Genomic DNA, 16,350 nt, shown 5'->3' with positions numbered 1-16,350 from the left:
GCCGGAGACCGGCGACTACCTGGCAGACGGCGGCCCGGCGGGTAGTCAGGCTGGATGGGCGGTTCACGAACAGCTCCCAGATAGATTGCGGTATATCAGGTAGTCGGCCGGTTGCGCCCGCTGGTTCCCAGGAGCGACGCAGATCACCACCCGCTCCCGTGGCAGACAGCGTCCGCGTCGGCCGGCTCCGCCGGTTCGGCCTGCAGGGTGGCGTGCTCGATCGCGAAATGATCCCGCAGCAGCCGCCGGGACCGGGCCAGCACTGCGGCGAGATCGGCATCACGCTCGAGAGCCAGGTGCGCCGAAGCAACGTCCATCCCCGAGGTTAGCGTCCATACGTGCAGGTCGTGCACGTCGGCCACCCCGTCCACGGCGAGTAGCGCCGCCCGCACGGCGGCGATGTCCAGATGTGCCGGCGCGGCCTGCACCAGCACCCGCAGCGCGGCGCGGCCCAACTGGTACGCGCGGGGCAGGATGAACAGCCCCACCGCCACCGCGATCAGTGGATCGGCGTACCACCAGTCGGTCACGGCGATCACGGCCGCGGCGACGATCACGCCGATGGAGGTGAACAAATCTCCCAGAACCTCCAGGTAGGCGCCCCGCACGTTCAGGCTCTCCCGCGAGCCCGCCCGCAGGAGGAAGAAGGCGACGACGTTGGCCGCCAGACCCGCCACCGCCACCGCCAGCATCGGCCCCGCCAGCACCTCCGACGGCTGACTGAACCGGCGCACCGCCTCGACCACCACGTAGCAGGCCACGGCGAACAGCAAGACGGCGTTGGCCAGCGCCGCCAGCACCTCCATCCGATACAGCCCGAACGTTCGCTGGCCAGACCGGGACGCCCTGCTGGCGGCGGTGATCGCGGCTAGGGCCATGCCGATACCGAGGACATCGGTGAACATGTGGCCGGCGTCGGAGAGCAGTGCCAAGGAGCCGGTCACCACCGCCGCGATCGCCTCCACGACCATGAAGGTGAGGAGCAGCCCGAAGGCCGCCCAGAGCCGACCCCGGTGTTTCGCACCGGCCCGCGCCGCTTGTTGACCGTGATCGTGCCCCGCGCCCATCCGCCTCTCCCTTCTCCCCTATCAGTGCCAGAGTGAACCTATGCTTACATCACTATGTATGCAAGTGTGGTGAGCATCACCAGCGAAAAGAGCGATATAGCCGCTGAAACGACCTACGGGGAGGGCGGCAGCGAACCCCGCCCGCGCCGCCGCGACCGGGCCATGCCGCGCGACGCCTGCGCGAGGAATCCCCGCCGCCCCTGACGCGAGGAATCCCCGCCCGGCCCTGGCGCGAGGAGGGACGCCCGGCCCTGGCGCGAGGAGGGCCGCCCGAGAGGTAAGGCGAGCCCCCAGCCAACAGGCAGGGACTCCCTACCCGAAGGTGGCGGGCCAGCCGCAATGACGAACGCCTTTCGCCAGCACCAGAATTAAGCCAAGGGGCAGCACATCTACGAGGAGCTGAGCGGCATGGGTGGTGGCACCACACAGAGTCGGCCGGGTCCGCCAACGCAGCGACCCAGCACTCCCGTACCAGCCTCGACCGACCTGCCGGCGCAGTACTCGCTGGCGAAAATCCTGGGAATCTGGGCGGCCGCCGCCCTACCCATGGGCCTGGGCTACTGGGTGATTACCCCCGCAGTCGCGAACGGCCCCTACGACACCGTGGTGCTGGCGACCGGTACCCTCGCGGCCGGCCTGGTCTGGCAATTCGTGCTAGCAATGTTGATACTCCGGCGGGAGGAAAAATCAGTAGGCCCCTCCGCCATGGCCCGCCGGCTATGGCTACAGATTCCCCGAGATCCGGTGAACGGTCGACCCCGCAAACGTCTCCTCTGGCTGCTGGCGCCACTGGGAATCGCGTTCGTACTCAATATGATGTACCTGGCGCCGGCGATTCAGAACCTGCAGCAGCACCTGCTACCCGGGCTGGCCCCATTACCCTTCCAGAACGCCGAAACGCTGTTCTCGCCCGAAGTCGCCCCGCGGATGGAAGGGGCCTGGTGGTTCCTCGCACTCTTCCTGACGCTCAGCATTTTCAACGTCTTCCTCGGTGAGGAGTTCATCTTCCGCGGAATACTCCTACCCAGAATGCAAGGCGTGTTCGGGTCAGCGGACTGGTTCGCCAACGGCGTCCTGTTCGGCCTGTACCACCTACATCAGCCCTGGACTGCTGGCGGCATCATGCTGACCAGCGGACTAATCATGTCACTACCAGTAAGGCGCTACCGGAGCATGTGGCTCTCGGTCATCCCGCACTCGATCCAAACGGTGATCGTGTTTGGGATGCTGCTCGGCCTCATGCGGGGCGCGGCATAACACCGCGTAGCGGGCGAACCTGGCGGTGGGCTTCCTCCACCGATTCAGCCGGGGCAACGACACCGCGGCCACCAACGCCTTTCTACCTGGGGAGGCTTGGGGACCGGCCCACGTCCCGGGGCAACAGTCCCCAAGCCTTGATCGCACGCGTGGCAGCCCTCCAGCCGACCAGCCGAAGTCACCGTAACCGTGATCCCGCAAGCCGGAGGGCGCTCGCGCCAGCTCCCCCGCGCCTACAGTGCAGTGTTGACGAGGGCGGGGACAGAGTCAGTTGGCGGGAATCGTCACCAGGTCGGCCAACGGCTTCTCTGTCGCATCTTCCCTCGGCCGGGAGAGGTAGAAGTCGGCATACAAATATCCCGCGCTCTCCATGTCGCCCGGATCGACGCCCCGCGCCGCCAACTCCGCCATCGCCCAATCCCGTTCGGTATCGTCGATAAACCGCCGCTGCCGAACAGCCTGGTCCGCTTTCTCGGTCACGAGCCCATACTGCGCGAGCACGTCCGAAATCGGCTCATAGTCGTACGTCCGAAGGCAGAACGCGGCGACCCAGGGCGGGGCCTCTGTGCAGGTGAGTAGCCGTTCGAACGTCCGCTCGGTGACATAGCCAATGCCACCCGTGGTCGTGATGAGGTCGACCTCCGACATTTTCTTGGCCAATTCTGACGAGGGCTTCGTCGCCTCCAGGTTCTCAACAAAGGCATCGTCGAGCGCACCGACCGCCACCCCGTGCCGAGTAGCATTCTCGGCGACGTCCAACCCGATGACGTGCGGGGCGTCTGGTCGGGCCCGCTGACCCAGAAATTCGTTTTCGGCGCGGCGCACCTGATCCACGGTACGCCCGTCGTCATTGGCACCCTGGTAGTACGTGTACACGTCGTCCAGCTCAAGATCGGTCTTGGTGAGCACCCCGACGATGCCATATGAGCAGCACACGTCGAGCACGGTGGGGCGATAGCCGTCACCCCACGGTTGAGCGTCGATCAACTGGTTGAATACGGTAGCCCCATGCTGTGGGATCTCGTATTTCAACCGGCGCAGGTTAGCGTAGTACGCGCTGGGCGTCTCCTGGTTGTAGATTCCGCTGAAGTTGGCCTTACCGGACTCGTCGGTCAACGCTTTGACTCCCTTTACTCCGGATGCAAACTCAGGGCTCAAACACAGCCTCCGACCTGCGGCGGCCGGAGGCAACGGGTGCTACACCGGTAGGATATGGTGAATTCGTAGATTAGCCAAGCCGGCAAATCAGACAACCTACTCCAGCCACGGGGTTACGTTGTGTAGTGATCCCCGTGATATCGCAGGTAGGAACGGGTATGGCGCACGAGTACGTCGCGCGGTGTCGCTGATTGTGATCGGGCAAAGTGACGCATCGCAGTGCTCTCCGGCGTCACTCTTCGGCGTCCTTTCCCCCGGACGAAGCCGCAGACGACTCCGGCCAGGGCGCCCCGGGCGCGACCACTCGACGCCGCTGGCGTCCTAACCCGTCGGGCCGAGGAGAGCGTCGATCCTGCCGACCGCGTTCGCCACGCCGTCCTCGGCCGCGAGGCTCCGCCCCAGCTTGACCGCGGCGGCCCGAATGTCGGCGTCAATCGTGACCGCACGGATGGCGGTAGCCAGGCGCTGCGAGGTGAGCTTCCGCTGCGGTATGGGCGCACTGCCGGCGCCGAGCGCGAACATCTGCCGACCCCAGACGAACTGGTCCAGGAGAAACGGGCAGATCACCGAGGGCTTGCCAGCGCGTAGCGCCGCCGCGGTGGTGCCGGCCCCGCCGTGGTGCACGACGGCGGACATCCGCGGGAAGAGCCAGTCGTGTGGGGCCTGGGCGAGGTGCCAGATGTCTGCCGACCCGGTGCCGGACCGCTCGGTCGCCGCCAGCCCACCCCAGCCGGTCGCCACGATGCCGCGGACGCCGGCCCGACGCAGTGCCTCGCCGACGAGGCGGGTGAGTCGGCGCGGGTCGCGCCCGGCCATACTGCCGAAGCCGACGTACACCGGCGGGTCGCCCGCTTCGATGAAGTCGACCAGGGCGGCCGGGGGCTGCCAGGGGGCGGCGTCGTCAAGGAACCAGTAGCCGGTGAGATGCGCGTGCCCGGGCCAGTCGGCAGGACGCGGCAGGACGTGCTCACTGATGCCGTGCAGCACCGGGATCGGCCGCCCGTCGGGGAGCCGGGTGGTCAGCGCGGCACCACGGGTCTTCGGGAGCCCGAGCGTTTCACGGCGAAAGGTGTTCACCATGCCGTCGTACATCCGGTATCCGGCACCGGCGAGGCGGTAGGTCAGTCGGTTGTACCACCGGCCGAGCGGCAGTTCGGGCAGCCCGACGAGGGGGAAGTCACCGGTCGGTACGGCGACCGGCACCGGCAGCGCCAGGACTGCCGGTACGCCGAGCTTCTCGGCGATGTGCGGACCGGCCAGCACCTTGGGGTGGTAGACGACCAGATCCGGCCTGGCCTGTCTGGCTGCTGTCCAGGAATCGGTCAACAACCTCCGGTTGATCGGGTTCGCCTGCCGGGCCAGCCGGATGTTGGCCTTGACCGCTCCGAGCACTCCGGTGGTGTCCTCCATCGCGGCCCGGCCCGCTGCCGAATCCAGCAGCTGCAAGATGTCGTCACTGAGCTCGCCGTACGCCAGACCCTGGTCGGTGACGAAGGACCGGAACCGGGCACAGGTGGCCAGGGTGACGTCATGGCGGGCCGACCGGAGACCTCTGCCGAGGGCCACGTACGGCTGGACATCCCCTCGCGACCCTACGGTGATCACCAGGATTCGCATCCTAACTGTCCTTTCGCGCTTGTCGACGGAACTCCTCCATCAGGGCGGGGGTGCGCTCGACCATGAAGGTGTAGAAGTCGCGGGTATGGCGTAACCGGCGGGCTTCGGGTGCCGCCGCGTCGCCAACCAGATCGATCCCCCGCTGCATCAGATCGATGAAAACCCGCATCTTGTCGGTCGGGTCGAGGGCACGGGCGAAGGCGTCCGGATGCATCTCGTACGCGTGCCCTCGGCCCGGGCTCGGCACCCGTCGGACCAGACCGGACTGTTCCAGCACCCGCATTCCGGTGGATACCGAGGCCTTGGAGAGCCCCATCGCCGCACCCAGCTGCGCGGTGGTCTGTTGCGGCGGTTCGCAGATGAGCAGCCAGCCCAGCAGCTTGCCGAAGGCGGGGGTGGTGCCCATCCGGGCCAGGACGACGCCGACCTCCTCGGCGTACCGGCGGCCCACCTCCGGATCCATCCGTTCTCCCTCCTGACACAAGCGTCTTGAATATTCAGAATTTTCTGAACCTAAATACTAAACGGCGTCCAGAAACCGGAGCCAGGGCGAAATACGAGAATTTCCACCAGGAACACATTCCCGAAGGGAGTGTTGACGACCAGCCCTACTACACGACTGCGGTTAACGGCCGAAAATCGAGCACTTCACCATGCTGCACCGGCACGCATCAGCCGGTATGGTCCGGGCTTATGGGACAGGAGATAATCGATCCCTTCGATGTCCAGCAGGATTTCGCACCGTTCTCGCTCCGCAGCTCGCTCCTCGTTTCCGCCTCGGCGCAGCAGGCGTTCGAGGTATTCACCGGCGCAATAACCGACTGGTGGGTCACGGAGTACACCTGGTCCGGCCCCGGTCTCCTGACCACCCTGGGGATGGAACCACGGGCCGGCGGGATGCTGTACGAAATCGGCCCGCACGGCTTCCGCAACGACTGGGGCCGCGTGCTGGCCTGGACCCCGCCCCGTCGACTCGTTTTCACCTGGCAGATCGGGGCAGACCGCGTCCCCGCACCCGATCCGGCCCGGGCCAGCGAGGTCGAGGCACTCTTCTGCCCCGACCGGTCGGGGCAGACCCGGGTGGAGGTGGAACACCGACACTTCGATCGGCACGGCCCGGCAGCGGAGGGCTACCGCCGGGCGCTGACCGCCGGCTGGTCCGAACTTCTCGCTCGCTATGCGAGCGTGGTCGCGAAGCGCACTCTCGGCTGATGCACTGGCCCGACCATTTCCACCAGCTTTCAACACTCTGCGTAATCAAAGGGCCGACCTGCAGGTAGGGATACCGGGGTCATGGGCGACTTGCGAGGGCGCGCTACGCTGCGCAGCGTAACTTCGCCCGAGGAAGGACTGCGATGCTGATCCCACGCGCCACGCGAGCTGCCACCCTTGCCGCATGCGCGACGCTCCTGCTCGCCAGCAGCGCCTGCGGGACCGATGAAACCGAGGAGGCCACCGCTACCTCGGTACGTCTCTACGGCACCGACAGCACGATGCTCAACTCGTTCCCCACCGAGTTGGGAGACCGGGCCAACCTGGTTAACGGGATGAAGGGGACCACACCTCTGACACCGCTGCCGGAGGCCTTCAAGGACCGGTTGCTGGCGATCGATCCCGGCCTGACCAGCTTCGTCTATGCGGCGGAGGCCTACGACGCGGTACTGATCAGTGCGCTCGCCGCGCAGCTCGCCGGCACCACCGATCCGGCGGTTTTCGCCGCACAGATCGTCGGAGTCACCAACGGCGGCCAGCGGTGTGAGACCGCCGTTGACTGCCTCGCGCTGGCCAAAAACGGGCAGGACATCGAGTACCGCGGCATCTCGGTCAACCGAGGTGGGTTCACGGCCGCTGGCGAGCCCTCCACCGCCAGCTACGCCACCCTGCACTTCGACGGGACAATGATCAACGACGCCAAGACGGAATTCGTCGGTGCGGGCTTCGAGTCCAGCGCGAGCAACACGCCGCCGCCGGAGACCGGGGCGGCCGACGAAGACGGGAAAGGCCCGCTGGTGCTAGGGGGCCTGCTACCGCAGACCGGCGCCCTCGTGCTGTCCCACCCACCCCTCGCCGCCGGCGCCGCCCTCGCGATCCAGGAAATCAACGCCGCCGGTGGCGTCCTTGGCTCCCCGGTCACCTGGATTGACGGCGATGACGGCACGGACCCGGCGGTGGCCAAGGCGACCGTGGCGAGTCATGCCGCAGCCGGCGTCCACGTCATCATCGGCGCCGGCGCCTCGGGCATCTCGCGGGCGGTGCTACCTGACGTGATGCAGGCCGGGATGGTGCTGTTCTCCCCGTCGAACACCGAAGCGAGCCTCACCGAGCTGGACGACCAGGAACGCTATTTCCGGACCGCTCCGTCCGACAGCCTGCAGGGCCGGGCGCTGGCTGACGTCATCCTGCGGGACGGCCCGCAGCAGGTCACCATCGTGGCCCGTCGGGATGCCTACGGCGAGGGACTCCAGGAGATCGTTCGGTCCGAGCTGGAACGGGCTGGCATCGACCCGGGTCGGCTCAAGCTGAACACCTATCAGCCACCGGAGGGCGCTGAGGCGGCAACGGTGGACTTCACGTCCGTGGTCAGCGAGATCAAGGAAACTGGTTCCGATGCTGTCGTGATCATTGGATTCAATGAGTCGGCCGGGCTGATCCGAGCCCTCGCCGACGCCGGGGTGCCGCTGCACAGCTGAGCCGCAGTCGGGCGCTGGGGTGGGGCCGCACCGTGTTTCGGTGCGGCCCCACCCCAGCCAGCTACGTGCCCCCGCCCAGCCGGCTACGCACCCCGCCCAGCCGCCTATGTGCCCCGCATCGCTGCCGACGTCACCTGGGGCTACGACCGGCGCCGACGCTCGAGGAAGTCGGTCATTCGGCGGTGCTTCTCCTCGTCCGCGAAGAGCACGGCCTGACTGACCAAATCCACGTGTGGGTGCGCGGCGGCCGGAGCGTCCACGGCCAGCTTGGTCAGCCGCAACGCGAGCGCGGAGCCCTTCGCCACCTCGTCGAGCAGGGTGTGCGCCGCCGGCAGCAACTCGGCCGGCTCGGCGACCACCTGGTTGACCAGACCGATCCGCAGGGCCTCCGCAGCATCCACCCGCCGGCCGGTGAAGAGCAACTCCTTCGCCCGCGCTTCGCCGACCAGCGCCGGCAACCGGTGCGTCGCCCCCGCCCCGGCCAGGATGCCGAGCCGCACCTCGGGCTGTCCGAAGACGGCCCGCGAGGTGCACACCCGCAGGTCACCGGCGTACGCCAGCTCGGCGCCGCCACCCAGGGCGGGCCCATCGACAGCTACCACGGTTGGCATCGGCAGCGCTCTGATCCGGGCGAAGACCGCCGAGTTGATCGCGGCGAGGGCATCCAGCCGGTCGCGCTCGCGGAGCTGTCCGATGTCGGCACCCCCGGCGAAGATGCCCTCGGCGCCCCCGGTGAGCAGCAGCAGCCGCGGCCGGGCCTCCAGTTCGGCGCAAAGTTCGTGGAGCGCGTTGACCAGGTCAACGTCGATGGCGTTGCGCTTCTCTGGGCGGTCCAGCACCGCCACCACCCGGTCGGCCTGTTCGTCGATCCGCAGGCCGCTCACGCCTTCACTCCGTTCTCCCACCGGTAGAAGCCCTGGCCGGACTTCTTGCCGAGGTGTCCGGCGGCAACCATCTCGACCAGCAGCGGCGGCGGCGCGAACCGCTCCCCGTACGCGGCCGCCAGGGTACGGGCGATGTCGAGCCGCACATCCAGCCCGACCAGGTCGGTGAGCTCCAGCGGCCCCACCGGATGCCGGTAACCGAGCACCATCGCCTTGTCGATGTCTGCTGGTTCCGCCACCTTGTCGGCGACCATTCGGATCGCCTCCAGACCGAGCGTCACCCCCAGCCGGGAGGTGGCGAAGCCGGGCAGGTCACGTACGACGACGGGATCCTTGCCCAGCCGAGCGGCGAGTGCGACCGCGGCGTCCGTGCTCTGCGGTGTGGTCCCCGGGCCGACCACGACCTCGAGCAGCGTCATCGCCCACACCGGGTTGAAGAAGTGCAGGCCGAGGAAGCGATCCGGGCGGGTGAGCCCCTCGGCCAGCTCGGCGATCGAGATGCTGGAGGTGTTGCTGGCCAACAGCGCAGGGCTCAGGTGCTCGGCGTCGCGCAGCACGGAGCGCTTCAGGTCGACCCGCTCCGGGACGGCCTCGACCACGACCTCCGGGCCGGCGCTGACCTCGGCGAGCGCTCCCCGAACAGTCACCCGGGACCGGTTGGCGTCGGCCTGGGCAGCCGTTAGCCGGCCGCGACCAACGGCCCGGTCCCACAGCTCGCCGAGGCGCGCGGCGGCGGCTTCACCCCGGGCCGGATCGACCTCGACCAGGTCCACGTCGTAGCCGGCACCAGCGGCCACGTACGCGATCCCGAGGCCCATCGTGCCGGCTCCGATCACGACCCAACGGTCGCCCATGGCGCCTCCTCCCTCCGGCGGTGACTCGGGGATCACCCGTGTTGTCCCGCCTACCCGTGTCGCTCGTCCCCGCGACCCTATTGGTTGGCAGGCGTCGCGCGGCAGCCCGGCATCCCGCGGCAGCCCGGCATCGCGCGGCAGCCCGGCATCGCGCGGCAGCCCGGCATCGCGCGGCAGGAGGCTCCCGGATGGACCGCGCCGCGCCAGCTCGATGACCAGCGCTGCGGTGCACGGCACGCCGGTCCGGCTCACTGCCCGGTCAACCGGTCGCGGAGCCGTATCCTGGCGGCGTGACCACGCTGGACCGACTCGCGACCGAGAAATACATATTGCTCACGACCTTCCGCAAGGATGGCCGTGCGGTGCCGACCCCGGTTTGGGCGGTCCGTGACGGCGATGCACTCGTAGTCTGGACCGTTGCCAGCTCCGGCAAGGTGAAGCGGATCCGGCGCAGCGGCGATGTGACTGTCGCCCCCTGCGATGTCCGAGGGCGTCCCCATGGTCCGACAGTGCCCGGTTACGCCGCGCTCGCCGACGCGGCGGGCACCCGGCGGGTCCGGGGCCTGATCAAAGAGAAGTACCGGGTGCTCGGCCGGCTCACTTTGCTAGGGAGCCGGCTACGCCGGGGTGAGGAGGGCACGATCGGGATCCGGGTCACGCTCAAGGACTGAGCCGCGTGCGCGTCCACCCCACCGGAATGCCGCAGGGCGGTGGACAGATCGTCCACCGCCCTACCCACATTGTCCGCTGGTTCTCACCAGGTCAGTCCCCCTGACGTTGCTGCGGGATTTGCCCCTGCAGCAGCGCTCTGACCTCCGACTCCCGGTATCTGCGGTGCCCGCCAAGAGTCCGGATCGCACTCAGCTTGCCGGCCTTGGCCCAACGGGTCACCGTTTTCGGGTCGACACGGAACATCGACGCCACCTCGGCCGGCGTGAGCAGCGGCTCCGGTTCGTGCGTTCGCGATGCCATGGGTCACTCCTCCACATGTATAGACATCGGCCGGGGTCCCGCCGGCCGACGCGTCTCCCATGGTCCGGCTAGTCCCCGATGTCCGACATGGGCCGAACGGCCGAACGTCCCTAGACGGACGGATGAACCATGCCCGATTTATTACCCTTTAATGCGACAGAAGGCACCTTATCTAGCTTCATGATCACGGTTCGTGGCGAATCAAACGCGAAAGGTTCCCGGGTTGATGAGATGGAATCAACCTATTTGGCGTCAGTTGCACCGCTCAAGCAACTGCACCGCGCGCCACCGTGCCACCAACTTGTCGTAGGCCGCTGATGCCTCCTCCGCCTCACCCCGAGACAGCCCGGCCAGGCCAGCGGCGACCAGCTCCGGCGAGTCGTCCGCCGCGAGGGTCTCGTCGGAGAGCAACGACACGAGCCCGCCGTAGTCCAGTTCCACCATCGACCGTGGATGGAACTCCTCCAGCCAGCGCGCGGCCTCCTCCACCGCCTCGGTGATCGGCGCGGCACCGACCGACTTCCGCAACACGGCAAGCGCCCGCGACGAGCGACGGCGGGCTTTGGAAATCTCCGTCCGGTACCGCAGTGCCCGCCGGCCGGGCTCGGTGACCTGATGCCGCTCCGCCGGCTCGAAGAGGACAAACCACCGCAGCGGCACGCCCCAGGTGGCGATCTGCTCATGCACCCGGGGAACGCCGTGCTCCAGTACGCGCGCCCCGCTACGCCAGTCGTCCACCACCGCCCGGGCCTTCCCGGCGAGCACCGGCGGCACAAAGGCGTCCGCCAACACCGGGGGTACGCCGTCGCGGGCGTTCAGTGCCGCCTCGGCCACCCGGATGCGCAGGTTCCACGGGCAGACGAGCAGGGTGTCGTCGGTCTCCAGGACGTACGCCTCGTCCGGCAGATTCGGCAGTCGGGTCCAACCCGCGCCGAGCGCCTCGATCACCGTGGTGAGCTGCCGGCCGGGCCCCTCCGCCGGGGCGACAGCCCGGCCCTGCTCGACGTAACGCCGCCAGTACGCCTGGCGGTCCCGGTCGAAGGCGGTCAACGGTTCGTACACGCGCAGGTATGCGGCGAAGAGCGAGGGCACGGCGCGATCCTCCCACGAGTCGGATGCGAATCCCTGGCGGCACAGTTCGCGTGCGCTCCAGAAGAGTCGCCGAGCGGCTGATCCCGCCGTACGAACACACACGCCGGTGACGACGGAGACGATGTCGGCCGATACTAGGCTCAGCGGCACCGGCAGCATCCCGCCGGCGTCCGCAGGTCCGCGGCCCACAAGGCCGCACACCACACCAGGAGTGAGTCATGGGCGTATTCGCCACCACCGACGACCCCGGGTCGGTCGGCCACGAGCAGGTTCTGTTCTGCCAGGACAAACAGTCCGGCCTTCGGGCGATAATCGGCATCTACTCCACGGCGTTGGGACCCGCGCTCGGCGGCACCCGGTTCTACCCCTACGCGAACGAGGAGGCGGCCCTCGCCGACGTGCTCGACCTCTCCCGCGGCATGGCGTACAAGAACGCCCTCGCCGGGCTGGACCTGGGCGGCGGCAAGGCCGTCATCTGGGGGGACCCCGAGCAGCTCAAGAGTGAGGCGCTGTTGCGCGCCTACGGCCGCTTCGTGGCCACCCTGGGTGGCCGCTACTACACCGCCTGCGACGTTGGCACCTACGTGGCCGACATGGACGTGGTCGCCCGGGAGACCCGGTTCGTGACCGGCCGAAGCCGGGAGCACGGGGGCGCTGGCGACTCCTCGATCCTGACCGCCTGGGGCGTATTCCAGGGTATGCGCGCCGCTGCCGAGCACACCTGGGGTACGCCGACGCTGCGCGGCCGACGGGTCGGCGTGGCCGGCCTGGGCAAAGTCGGCAAGTACCTGGTCGGCCACCTCCTAGACGATGGCGCCGAGGTCGTGGCGACCGACGTGAACCCACGGGCCCTGGCCTGGGCGCGGACGAACCACCCGCAGGTGACGCTGATGGACGACGCCACCGCGCTGGTCGCGTCCGACCTTGAGGTGTACGCCCCGTGCGCGCTTGGGGGCACGCTCAACGACGACACCGTCCCGGCGCTGCAGGCGAAGGTGGTCGCCGGGGCGGCGAACAACCAGCTCGCCCACCCGGGCATCGAAAAACTCCTCGCTGACCGGGGCATCCTGTACGCGCCCGACTACGTGGTCAACGCCGGCGGCGTGATCCAGGTTGCCGACGAGATCGAGGGCTTCAACTTTGAACGCGCGAAGCTGCGAGCGACCAAGATCTACGACACCACGCGGGAGATCCTGAGGCTCGCCGATACCGAGGGGGTGCCGCCGGCGGTGGCCGCGGACCGGCTGGCCGAGCGACGGATGGCTGAGGTGGGCCGGCTGCGGACAATTCTGCTGCCCTGATCACGTCCCGGGGGCGGGCCGGGCTGGTTCCGCCCCTGGGCTGCCCCAGCGACGCAACACGGTTAAGCTGGATTCACGGTGATTCGCCTGCTGTTAGGGGCGCTCTCCGGATTGGCCCTTACCGAGTACACTGGGTGACGACCGGCCCGCCGCGACGCGCGGAGCCGGGCGACGGCAACCCGAGGTGCCGAACGATGGCATCTCCATGTACCGTAAGAGCCACGAGAGATGCCTGACGTCATCGGGGCCCGCCTTCGGGCTGCCCCGCATTCTGTGCGAGGGGGTCGAGCCATGGGGCGCGGCCGAGCTAAGGCCAAGCAGACAAAGGTGGCCCGGGAGTTGAAGTACCACTCCCCGAACACCGACCTCGCCGCCTTGCAACGCGAACTCGGCGGCAGCCACAAGTCGGACCACGACTTCGACGACGACTACAAAGAGTATGTCGACGACGATGACGAGGACCACGTGGACGACGACCCGGACAACCGGGCTCGTCCCAACCGCTGACCCCTGGTCGCAACTGAGCACGCGGTCGATCCGCGTGCTCATGTCTGTGCCCATCGGGTCAGCGGACCCCGACGGAGGCGGGGCGTGTCTCGGAGTGCCGGCAGTGACTCCGAGACACGCCCTGTTCGGCAGGGTGGTGGAACACCGGCGGAGCGTAGCCGGCTAGGGGTCACCAACCAGCCGACTCCGCGTTACTCGGTGTAACTATTCGCCTCAGCGTGGACGGTTGTTCCAGTTGTAGAACGTCGGGATGTTCTCGAAGTGGTTCCAGGCGCAGACCGCGCTGGTGGAGCCATCCCCCGCCGCCTCCGCCCGTGACCGACGGGCCGCCTCGGCCTCGCGAAGCAACGTGGTGAGGCCGGTGCCGGCGGCGCGGACCCGATCGACCACATCCTCCGAGACCGTGCCCGCCGTGCGCTCAGGTTGCTGGGGACCGGTGTCCTCGGGCATGCTCCAACACTCCCTCCAGTAGCCGAATCTTGCTGTTTCGGCAATGCTCGGTCTCCGTACCGTCAAAACGACCCTGCTCGAAGTAGCGATTGGCCGCATGGCCACCGCCGCAGAAGCCGAAGTAGGAACACGATGCCCGGCAAGCCTCCACCCCGGCGAGGAACTCCCCGACCCAGGGCGTCTCCGCGGCCTCGGCCAGGATCTTCGCCAGCGGAGTGACCAGCACGTTGCCGCTGCTGAAGTCGCCGTACCGGGGGTTGGTGAAGCCCGCCAATTCGGGCGAGAGCACGGTCACCGAACCGTCCTGACCGACCGTGGGGATCGGATCCAGCCGGCGGGGCAGGACCTGCTCCTCGACGCCGTCCAACACCGCGGCGACGTACCGCAGGGACCACTCGACCTCACGCAGGTGGATGCGGGGATTCCGGCGCCAGGCCGTCACCAACTCGGACCAGAAGGCGGCCACCGCGGCCGCGTCGTGACGGTTGGCCCGCGTGTTGACCCCCTCCGTCTCCTCGATGTTCACGCCCAACACGTCCGGGCCGAGCTCAAGGAAGAAGTCGTACAGTTCCCGGGCGAGACCCGGGGCGGGGCGCCCCACCACGGCCAACGCCGAGAACGGCAGCTCATGCCGACGCAGTGCCTCGACCCCCCGCATGATCTGGGGGTACGCCGGACGCCCACCCCGGGTGACCCGATCAGTGCTGCGCTCCCGCGGCCCGTCCACGCTGATACTCACCCGGACCCGGTGCTCCGCGAAGAACCGACACCAGACATCGTCGATCAGCGTCGCGTTGGTCTGGACGTGGTGCTCGACCTCCGGCCCAAACGGTGCCATCAGCGCGGCGAGTAGCTCCGGCCCGGCGGCGAGTGGCTCGCCACCGTGCCACACCACGGAGAACCGCCCGGCTCGCGCCCACGGGTTGACTGATGCCGCCACCGCCTCCGCCACGCTGACCGGCATCCGCCGGTCAGCGTGGCGGAGCGGGAGATAGCAGTACACGCAGTCGAGATTGCAGAGCGTTGTGGGCTGCATAACCACATAGGCTGGGATGGCAGCCAAGCCGCGCATCCCACCTGTCGACTGCCCCCGTACCGCCATCGCCCTCCTCTGCCAGGCCTGGGCGCGCTACGGCACCCCGACATGCCCCGGCGACGTTGCGGGGGTGCTCCTCAGGCTAGGCGGCGTTGGCCACCCCGGTGAAGCCCTCGGCCCGCAGACCGTCAGGAACGGCGCGAAGCCCTGATCGGCACCGACACGGCCGTCCAGAGCCCCACAGCCGGTCCAACCCGGCACCGCGGCGGTCAACCACGGGTGTGCTGCCCGACCAGCTGGACATTGCCGGTGCCTTCGATGATCTCACCGGCCTGCCACGCATCCACGCCGCGGCCGGTGAGGGTGGCCAGCGCGCGGTCGGCATCCTCGGCGGAGACGATCGCGAACATACCGACGCCCATGTTGAACGTCGCTTCCATCTCCGGGGCCTCAATCCGCCCCTTGGACTGCACCAGGTCGAAGATCGGCTGCGGCTTCCAGGTAGCGCGATCGACCACCGCGTCCACGTGCTCCGGCAGGACCCGGACCAGGTTCCCCGGGATACCGCCCCCGGTCACGTGGGCGAATACCCGGACCTCCGTCTCAGCGATCAGCTTCAGGCAGTCCTGCGCATAGATCTTGGTCGGGGTCAGCAGCTCCTCACCGAGGGTGCGTTGCCGGCCAAAGTCCTCGATGACCACGTCCAGCCGCATCCGGCCGGCGCCGAGCAGCACGTGCCGGACCAGGGAAAAGCCGTTGGAGTGCAGGCCGGACGCGCGCATCGCGATCACGACGTCACCGACCTCCACCCGCTCGGAGCTGAGGATTTCGCTCTCCTCCACCACCCCCACGCCGGTGGCCGAGATGTCGTACTCATCCGGCCGGAGGACACCGGGGTGCTCGGCGGTCTCCCCACCCAGCAGGGCGCAACCGGCGTACCGGCAGCCATCGGCGATGCCGGCGCCGATCTCGGCCACCCGGTCCGGGACAACCTCACCGGTGGCGATGTAGTCGAGCAGGAACAGCGGCTCGGCACCGCACGCCACCAGGTCGTCCACGACCATGGCGACCAGGTCGATGCCGACCGTGTCGTGAATGTCGAGCTGCTGCGCGATCACCAGCTTCGTGCCGACCCCATCGGTGGAGGACGCCAGGATCGGGTTCTTGTACTTCTTCGTGTCCAGCCGGAACAGGCCGGCGAAGCCACCCAGGTCGCCCATCACCTCTGGTCGTCGGGTCTGCTTCACCTTCGACTTGAGCAGCTCGACCGCGCGGTCGCCCGCCTCGATCGAGACACCCGCATCCAGGTACGAGGCCGAACGTTTGCGCACCGGACGCCCGGTGGCGTTGGTCCAGGGCTGGCGGTCACCGCCGGCACCGGTCTGGCTGCTTCCTGCGCCACTGCGCTCGGACACGTGGGTCACGGTTTCTCCCCTTAGATGGTCCTGGTGCGAACCGGCGATAG

The 16,350-nt window shown here is 68.3% G+C and carries 17 protein-coding genes; 6 read left to right on the top strand and 11 right to left on the bottom strand.

Translation table 11 applies throughout. The annotated features are described in order from the left end of the window. Positions 1-143 precede the first annotated feature (143 nt). On the bottom strand, positions 144-1,067 hold the full coding sequence (locus SALPAC2_RS0117585; RefSeq protein ID WP_018217950.1) for a cation diffusion facilitator family transporter: 924 nt from the start codon (positions 1,065-1,067) through the stop codon (positions 144-146). Between the two features lie 408 nt (positions 1,068-1,475). Here SALPAC2_RS0117585 and SALPAC2_RS0117580 point away from each other — a divergent pair, with 408 nt between their 5' ends. After that, on the top strand, positions 1,476-2,324 hold the full coding sequence (locus tag SALPAC2_RS0117580) for a CPBP family intramembrane glutamic endopeptidase (RefSeq protein ID WP_018217949.1): 849 nt from the start codon (positions 1,476-1,478) through the stop codon (positions 2,322-2,324). Between the two features lie 267 nt (positions 2,325-2,591). Here the strand turns inward: SALPAC2_RS0117580 and SALPAC2_RS0117575 are convergent, their stop codons facing one another. The 3 genes from SALPAC2_RS0117575 to SALPAC2_RS0117565 all read right to left on the bottom strand — a co-directional run bounded on the left by SALPAC2_RS0117575 (position 2,592) and on the right by SALPAC2_RS0117565 (position 5,562). Next, complete coding sequence (locus SALPAC2_RS0117575) at positions 2,592-3,440, bottom strand: hypothetical protein (protein ID WP_018217948.1); 849 nt, start codon at positions 3,438-3,440, stop codon at positions 2,592-2,594. 363 nt (positions 3,441-3,803) lie between these two features. Then, positions 3,804-5,099 (bottom strand): glycosyltransferase, encoded by a 1,296-nt coding sequence (locus SALPAC2_RS0117570; protein WP_018217947.1) that lies wholly within the window; start codon positions 5,097-5,099, stop codon positions 3,804-3,806. A gap of 1 nt (position 5,100) precedes the next feature. After that, positions 5,101-5,562 carry a GbsR/MarR family transcriptional regulator gene (locus tag SALPAC2_RS0117565; RefSeq protein ID WP_018217946.1) on the bottom strand — a complete coding sequence of 154 codons (462 nt, stop codon included), beginning with the start codon at positions 5,560-5,562 and terminating at the stop codon, positions 5,101-5,103. Positions 5,563-5,792: 230 nt separating this feature from the next. Between SALPAC2_RS0117565 and SALPAC2_RS0117560 the strand changes: the two genes are divergently transcribed. Then, on the top strand, positions 5,793-6,311 hold the full coding sequence (locus SALPAC2_RS0117560; protein WP_018217945.1) for an SRPBCC family protein: 519 nt from the start codon (positions 5,793-5,795) through the stop codon (positions 6,309-6,311). A 143-nt stretch (positions 6,312-6,454) separates the two neighbouring features. Continuing rightward, positions 6,455-7,789: an ABC transporter substrate-binding protein gene (locus tag SALPAC2_RS0117555; RefSeq protein ID WP_018217944.1), complete on the top strand. Its 1,335-nt coding sequence runs from the start codon at positions 6,455-6,457 to the stop codon at positions 7,787-7,789. A 140-nt stretch (positions 7,790-7,929) separates the two neighbouring features. Here the strand turns inward: SALPAC2_RS0117555 and SALPAC2_RS0117550 are convergent, their stop codons facing one another. Then, positions 7,930-8,673 carry an enoyl-CoA hydratase/isomerase family protein gene (locus tag SALPAC2_RS0117550; RefSeq protein WP_018217943.1) on the bottom strand — a complete coding sequence of 248 codons (744 nt, stop codon included), beginning with the start codon at positions 8,671-8,673 and terminating at the stop codon, positions 7,930-7,932. Then, positions 8,670-9,527, bottom strand: a complete 858-nt coding sequence (locus SALPAC2_RS0117545; protein WP_018217942.1) for a 3-hydroxyacyl-CoA dehydrogenase family protein — start codon at positions 9,525-9,527, stop codon at positions 8,670-8,672. The genes SALPAC2_RS0117550 and SALPAC2_RS0117545 overlap by 4 nt, the downstream gene beginning before the upstream one ends. 290 nt (positions 9,528-9,817) lie before the next feature. Between SALPAC2_RS0117545 and SALPAC2_RS0117540 the strand changes: the two genes are divergently transcribed. Continuing rightward, entirely contained in the window at positions 9,818-10,198 is a 381-nt protein-coding gene (locus SALPAC2_RS0117540; RefSeq protein ID WP_018217941.1) for a PPOX class F420-dependent oxidoreductase, read from the top strand. A gap of 91 nt (positions 10,199-10,289) precedes the next feature. On the opposite strand, the gene SALPAC2_RS0117535 is transcribed toward SALPAC2_RS0117540, so the two are convergent. Next, on the bottom strand, positions 10,290-10,499 hold the full coding sequence (locus SALPAC2_RS0117535) for a BldC family transcriptional regulator (RefSeq protein WP_007073996.1): 210 nt from the start codon (positions 10,497-10,499) through the stop codon (positions 10,290-10,292). 252 nt (positions 10,500-10,751) lie between these two features. Further along, the gene (locus SALPAC2_RS0117530) at positions 10,752-11,591 is read right to left on the bottom strand and encodes a hypothetical protein (RefSeq protein ID WP_026184841.1); all 840 of its coding nucleotides are present in this window, start codon (positions 11,589-11,591) and stop codon (positions 10,752-10,754) included. A gap of 218 nt (positions 11,592-11,809) precedes the next feature. Between SALPAC2_RS0117530 and SALPAC2_RS0117525 the strand changes: the two genes are divergently transcribed. After that, positions 11,810-12,892 carry a Glu/Leu/Phe/Val dehydrogenase dimerization domain-containing protein gene (locus SALPAC2_RS0117525; protein WP_018217939.1) on the top strand — a complete coding sequence of 361 codons (1,083 nt, stop codon included), beginning with the start codon at positions 11,810-11,812 and terminating at the stop codon, positions 12,890-12,892. Positions 12,893-13,183: 291 nt separating this feature from the next. Beyond that, complete coding sequence (locus tag SALPAC2_RS0117520; protein WP_011904080.1) at positions 13,184-13,399, top strand: DUF3073 domain-containing protein; 216 nt, start codon at positions 13,184-13,186, stop codon at positions 13,397-13,399. A 213-nt stretch (positions 13,400-13,612) separates the two neighbouring features. On the opposite strand, the gene amcA is transcribed toward SALPAC2_RS0117520, so the two are convergent. From amcA to purM, 3 genes are all read right to left on the bottom strand, one after another. After that, the gene (gene amcA / locus SALPAC2_RS0117515; protein WP_018217938.1) at positions 13,613-13,849 is read right to left on the bottom strand and encodes a multiple cyclophane-containing RiPP AmcA; all 237 of its coding nucleotides are present in this window, start codon (positions 13,847-13,849) and stop codon (positions 13,613-13,615) included. Beyond that, the gene (gene amcB, locus SALPAC2_RS0117510) at positions 13,818-14,921 is read right to left on the bottom strand and encodes a cyclophane-forming radical SAM peptide maturase AmcB (protein WP_018217937.1); all 1,104 of its coding nucleotides are present in this window, start codon (positions 14,919-14,921) and stop codon (positions 13,818-13,820) included. The genes amcA and amcB overlap by 32 nt, the downstream gene beginning before the upstream one ends. Positions 14,922-15,154: 233 nt before the next feature. Next, positions 15,155-16,309, bottom strand: coding sequence for a phosphoribosylformylglycinamidine cyclo-ligase (gene purM / locus SALPAC2_RS0117505; protein ID WP_018217936.1), 1,155 nt, complete (start codon positions 16,307-16,309; stop codon positions 15,155-15,157). Positions 16,310-16,350: the final 41 nt, after the last annotated feature.

Source organism: Salinispora vitiensis, assembly GCF_000378825.1.
Lineage (GTDB): Bacteria > Actinomycetota > Actinomycetes > Mycobacteriales > Micromonosporaceae > Micromonospora > Micromonospora vitiensis.
Note: the sequence above shows the minus strand (reverse complement) of the source record. Positions and strands in the feature narration are given on the sequence as shown.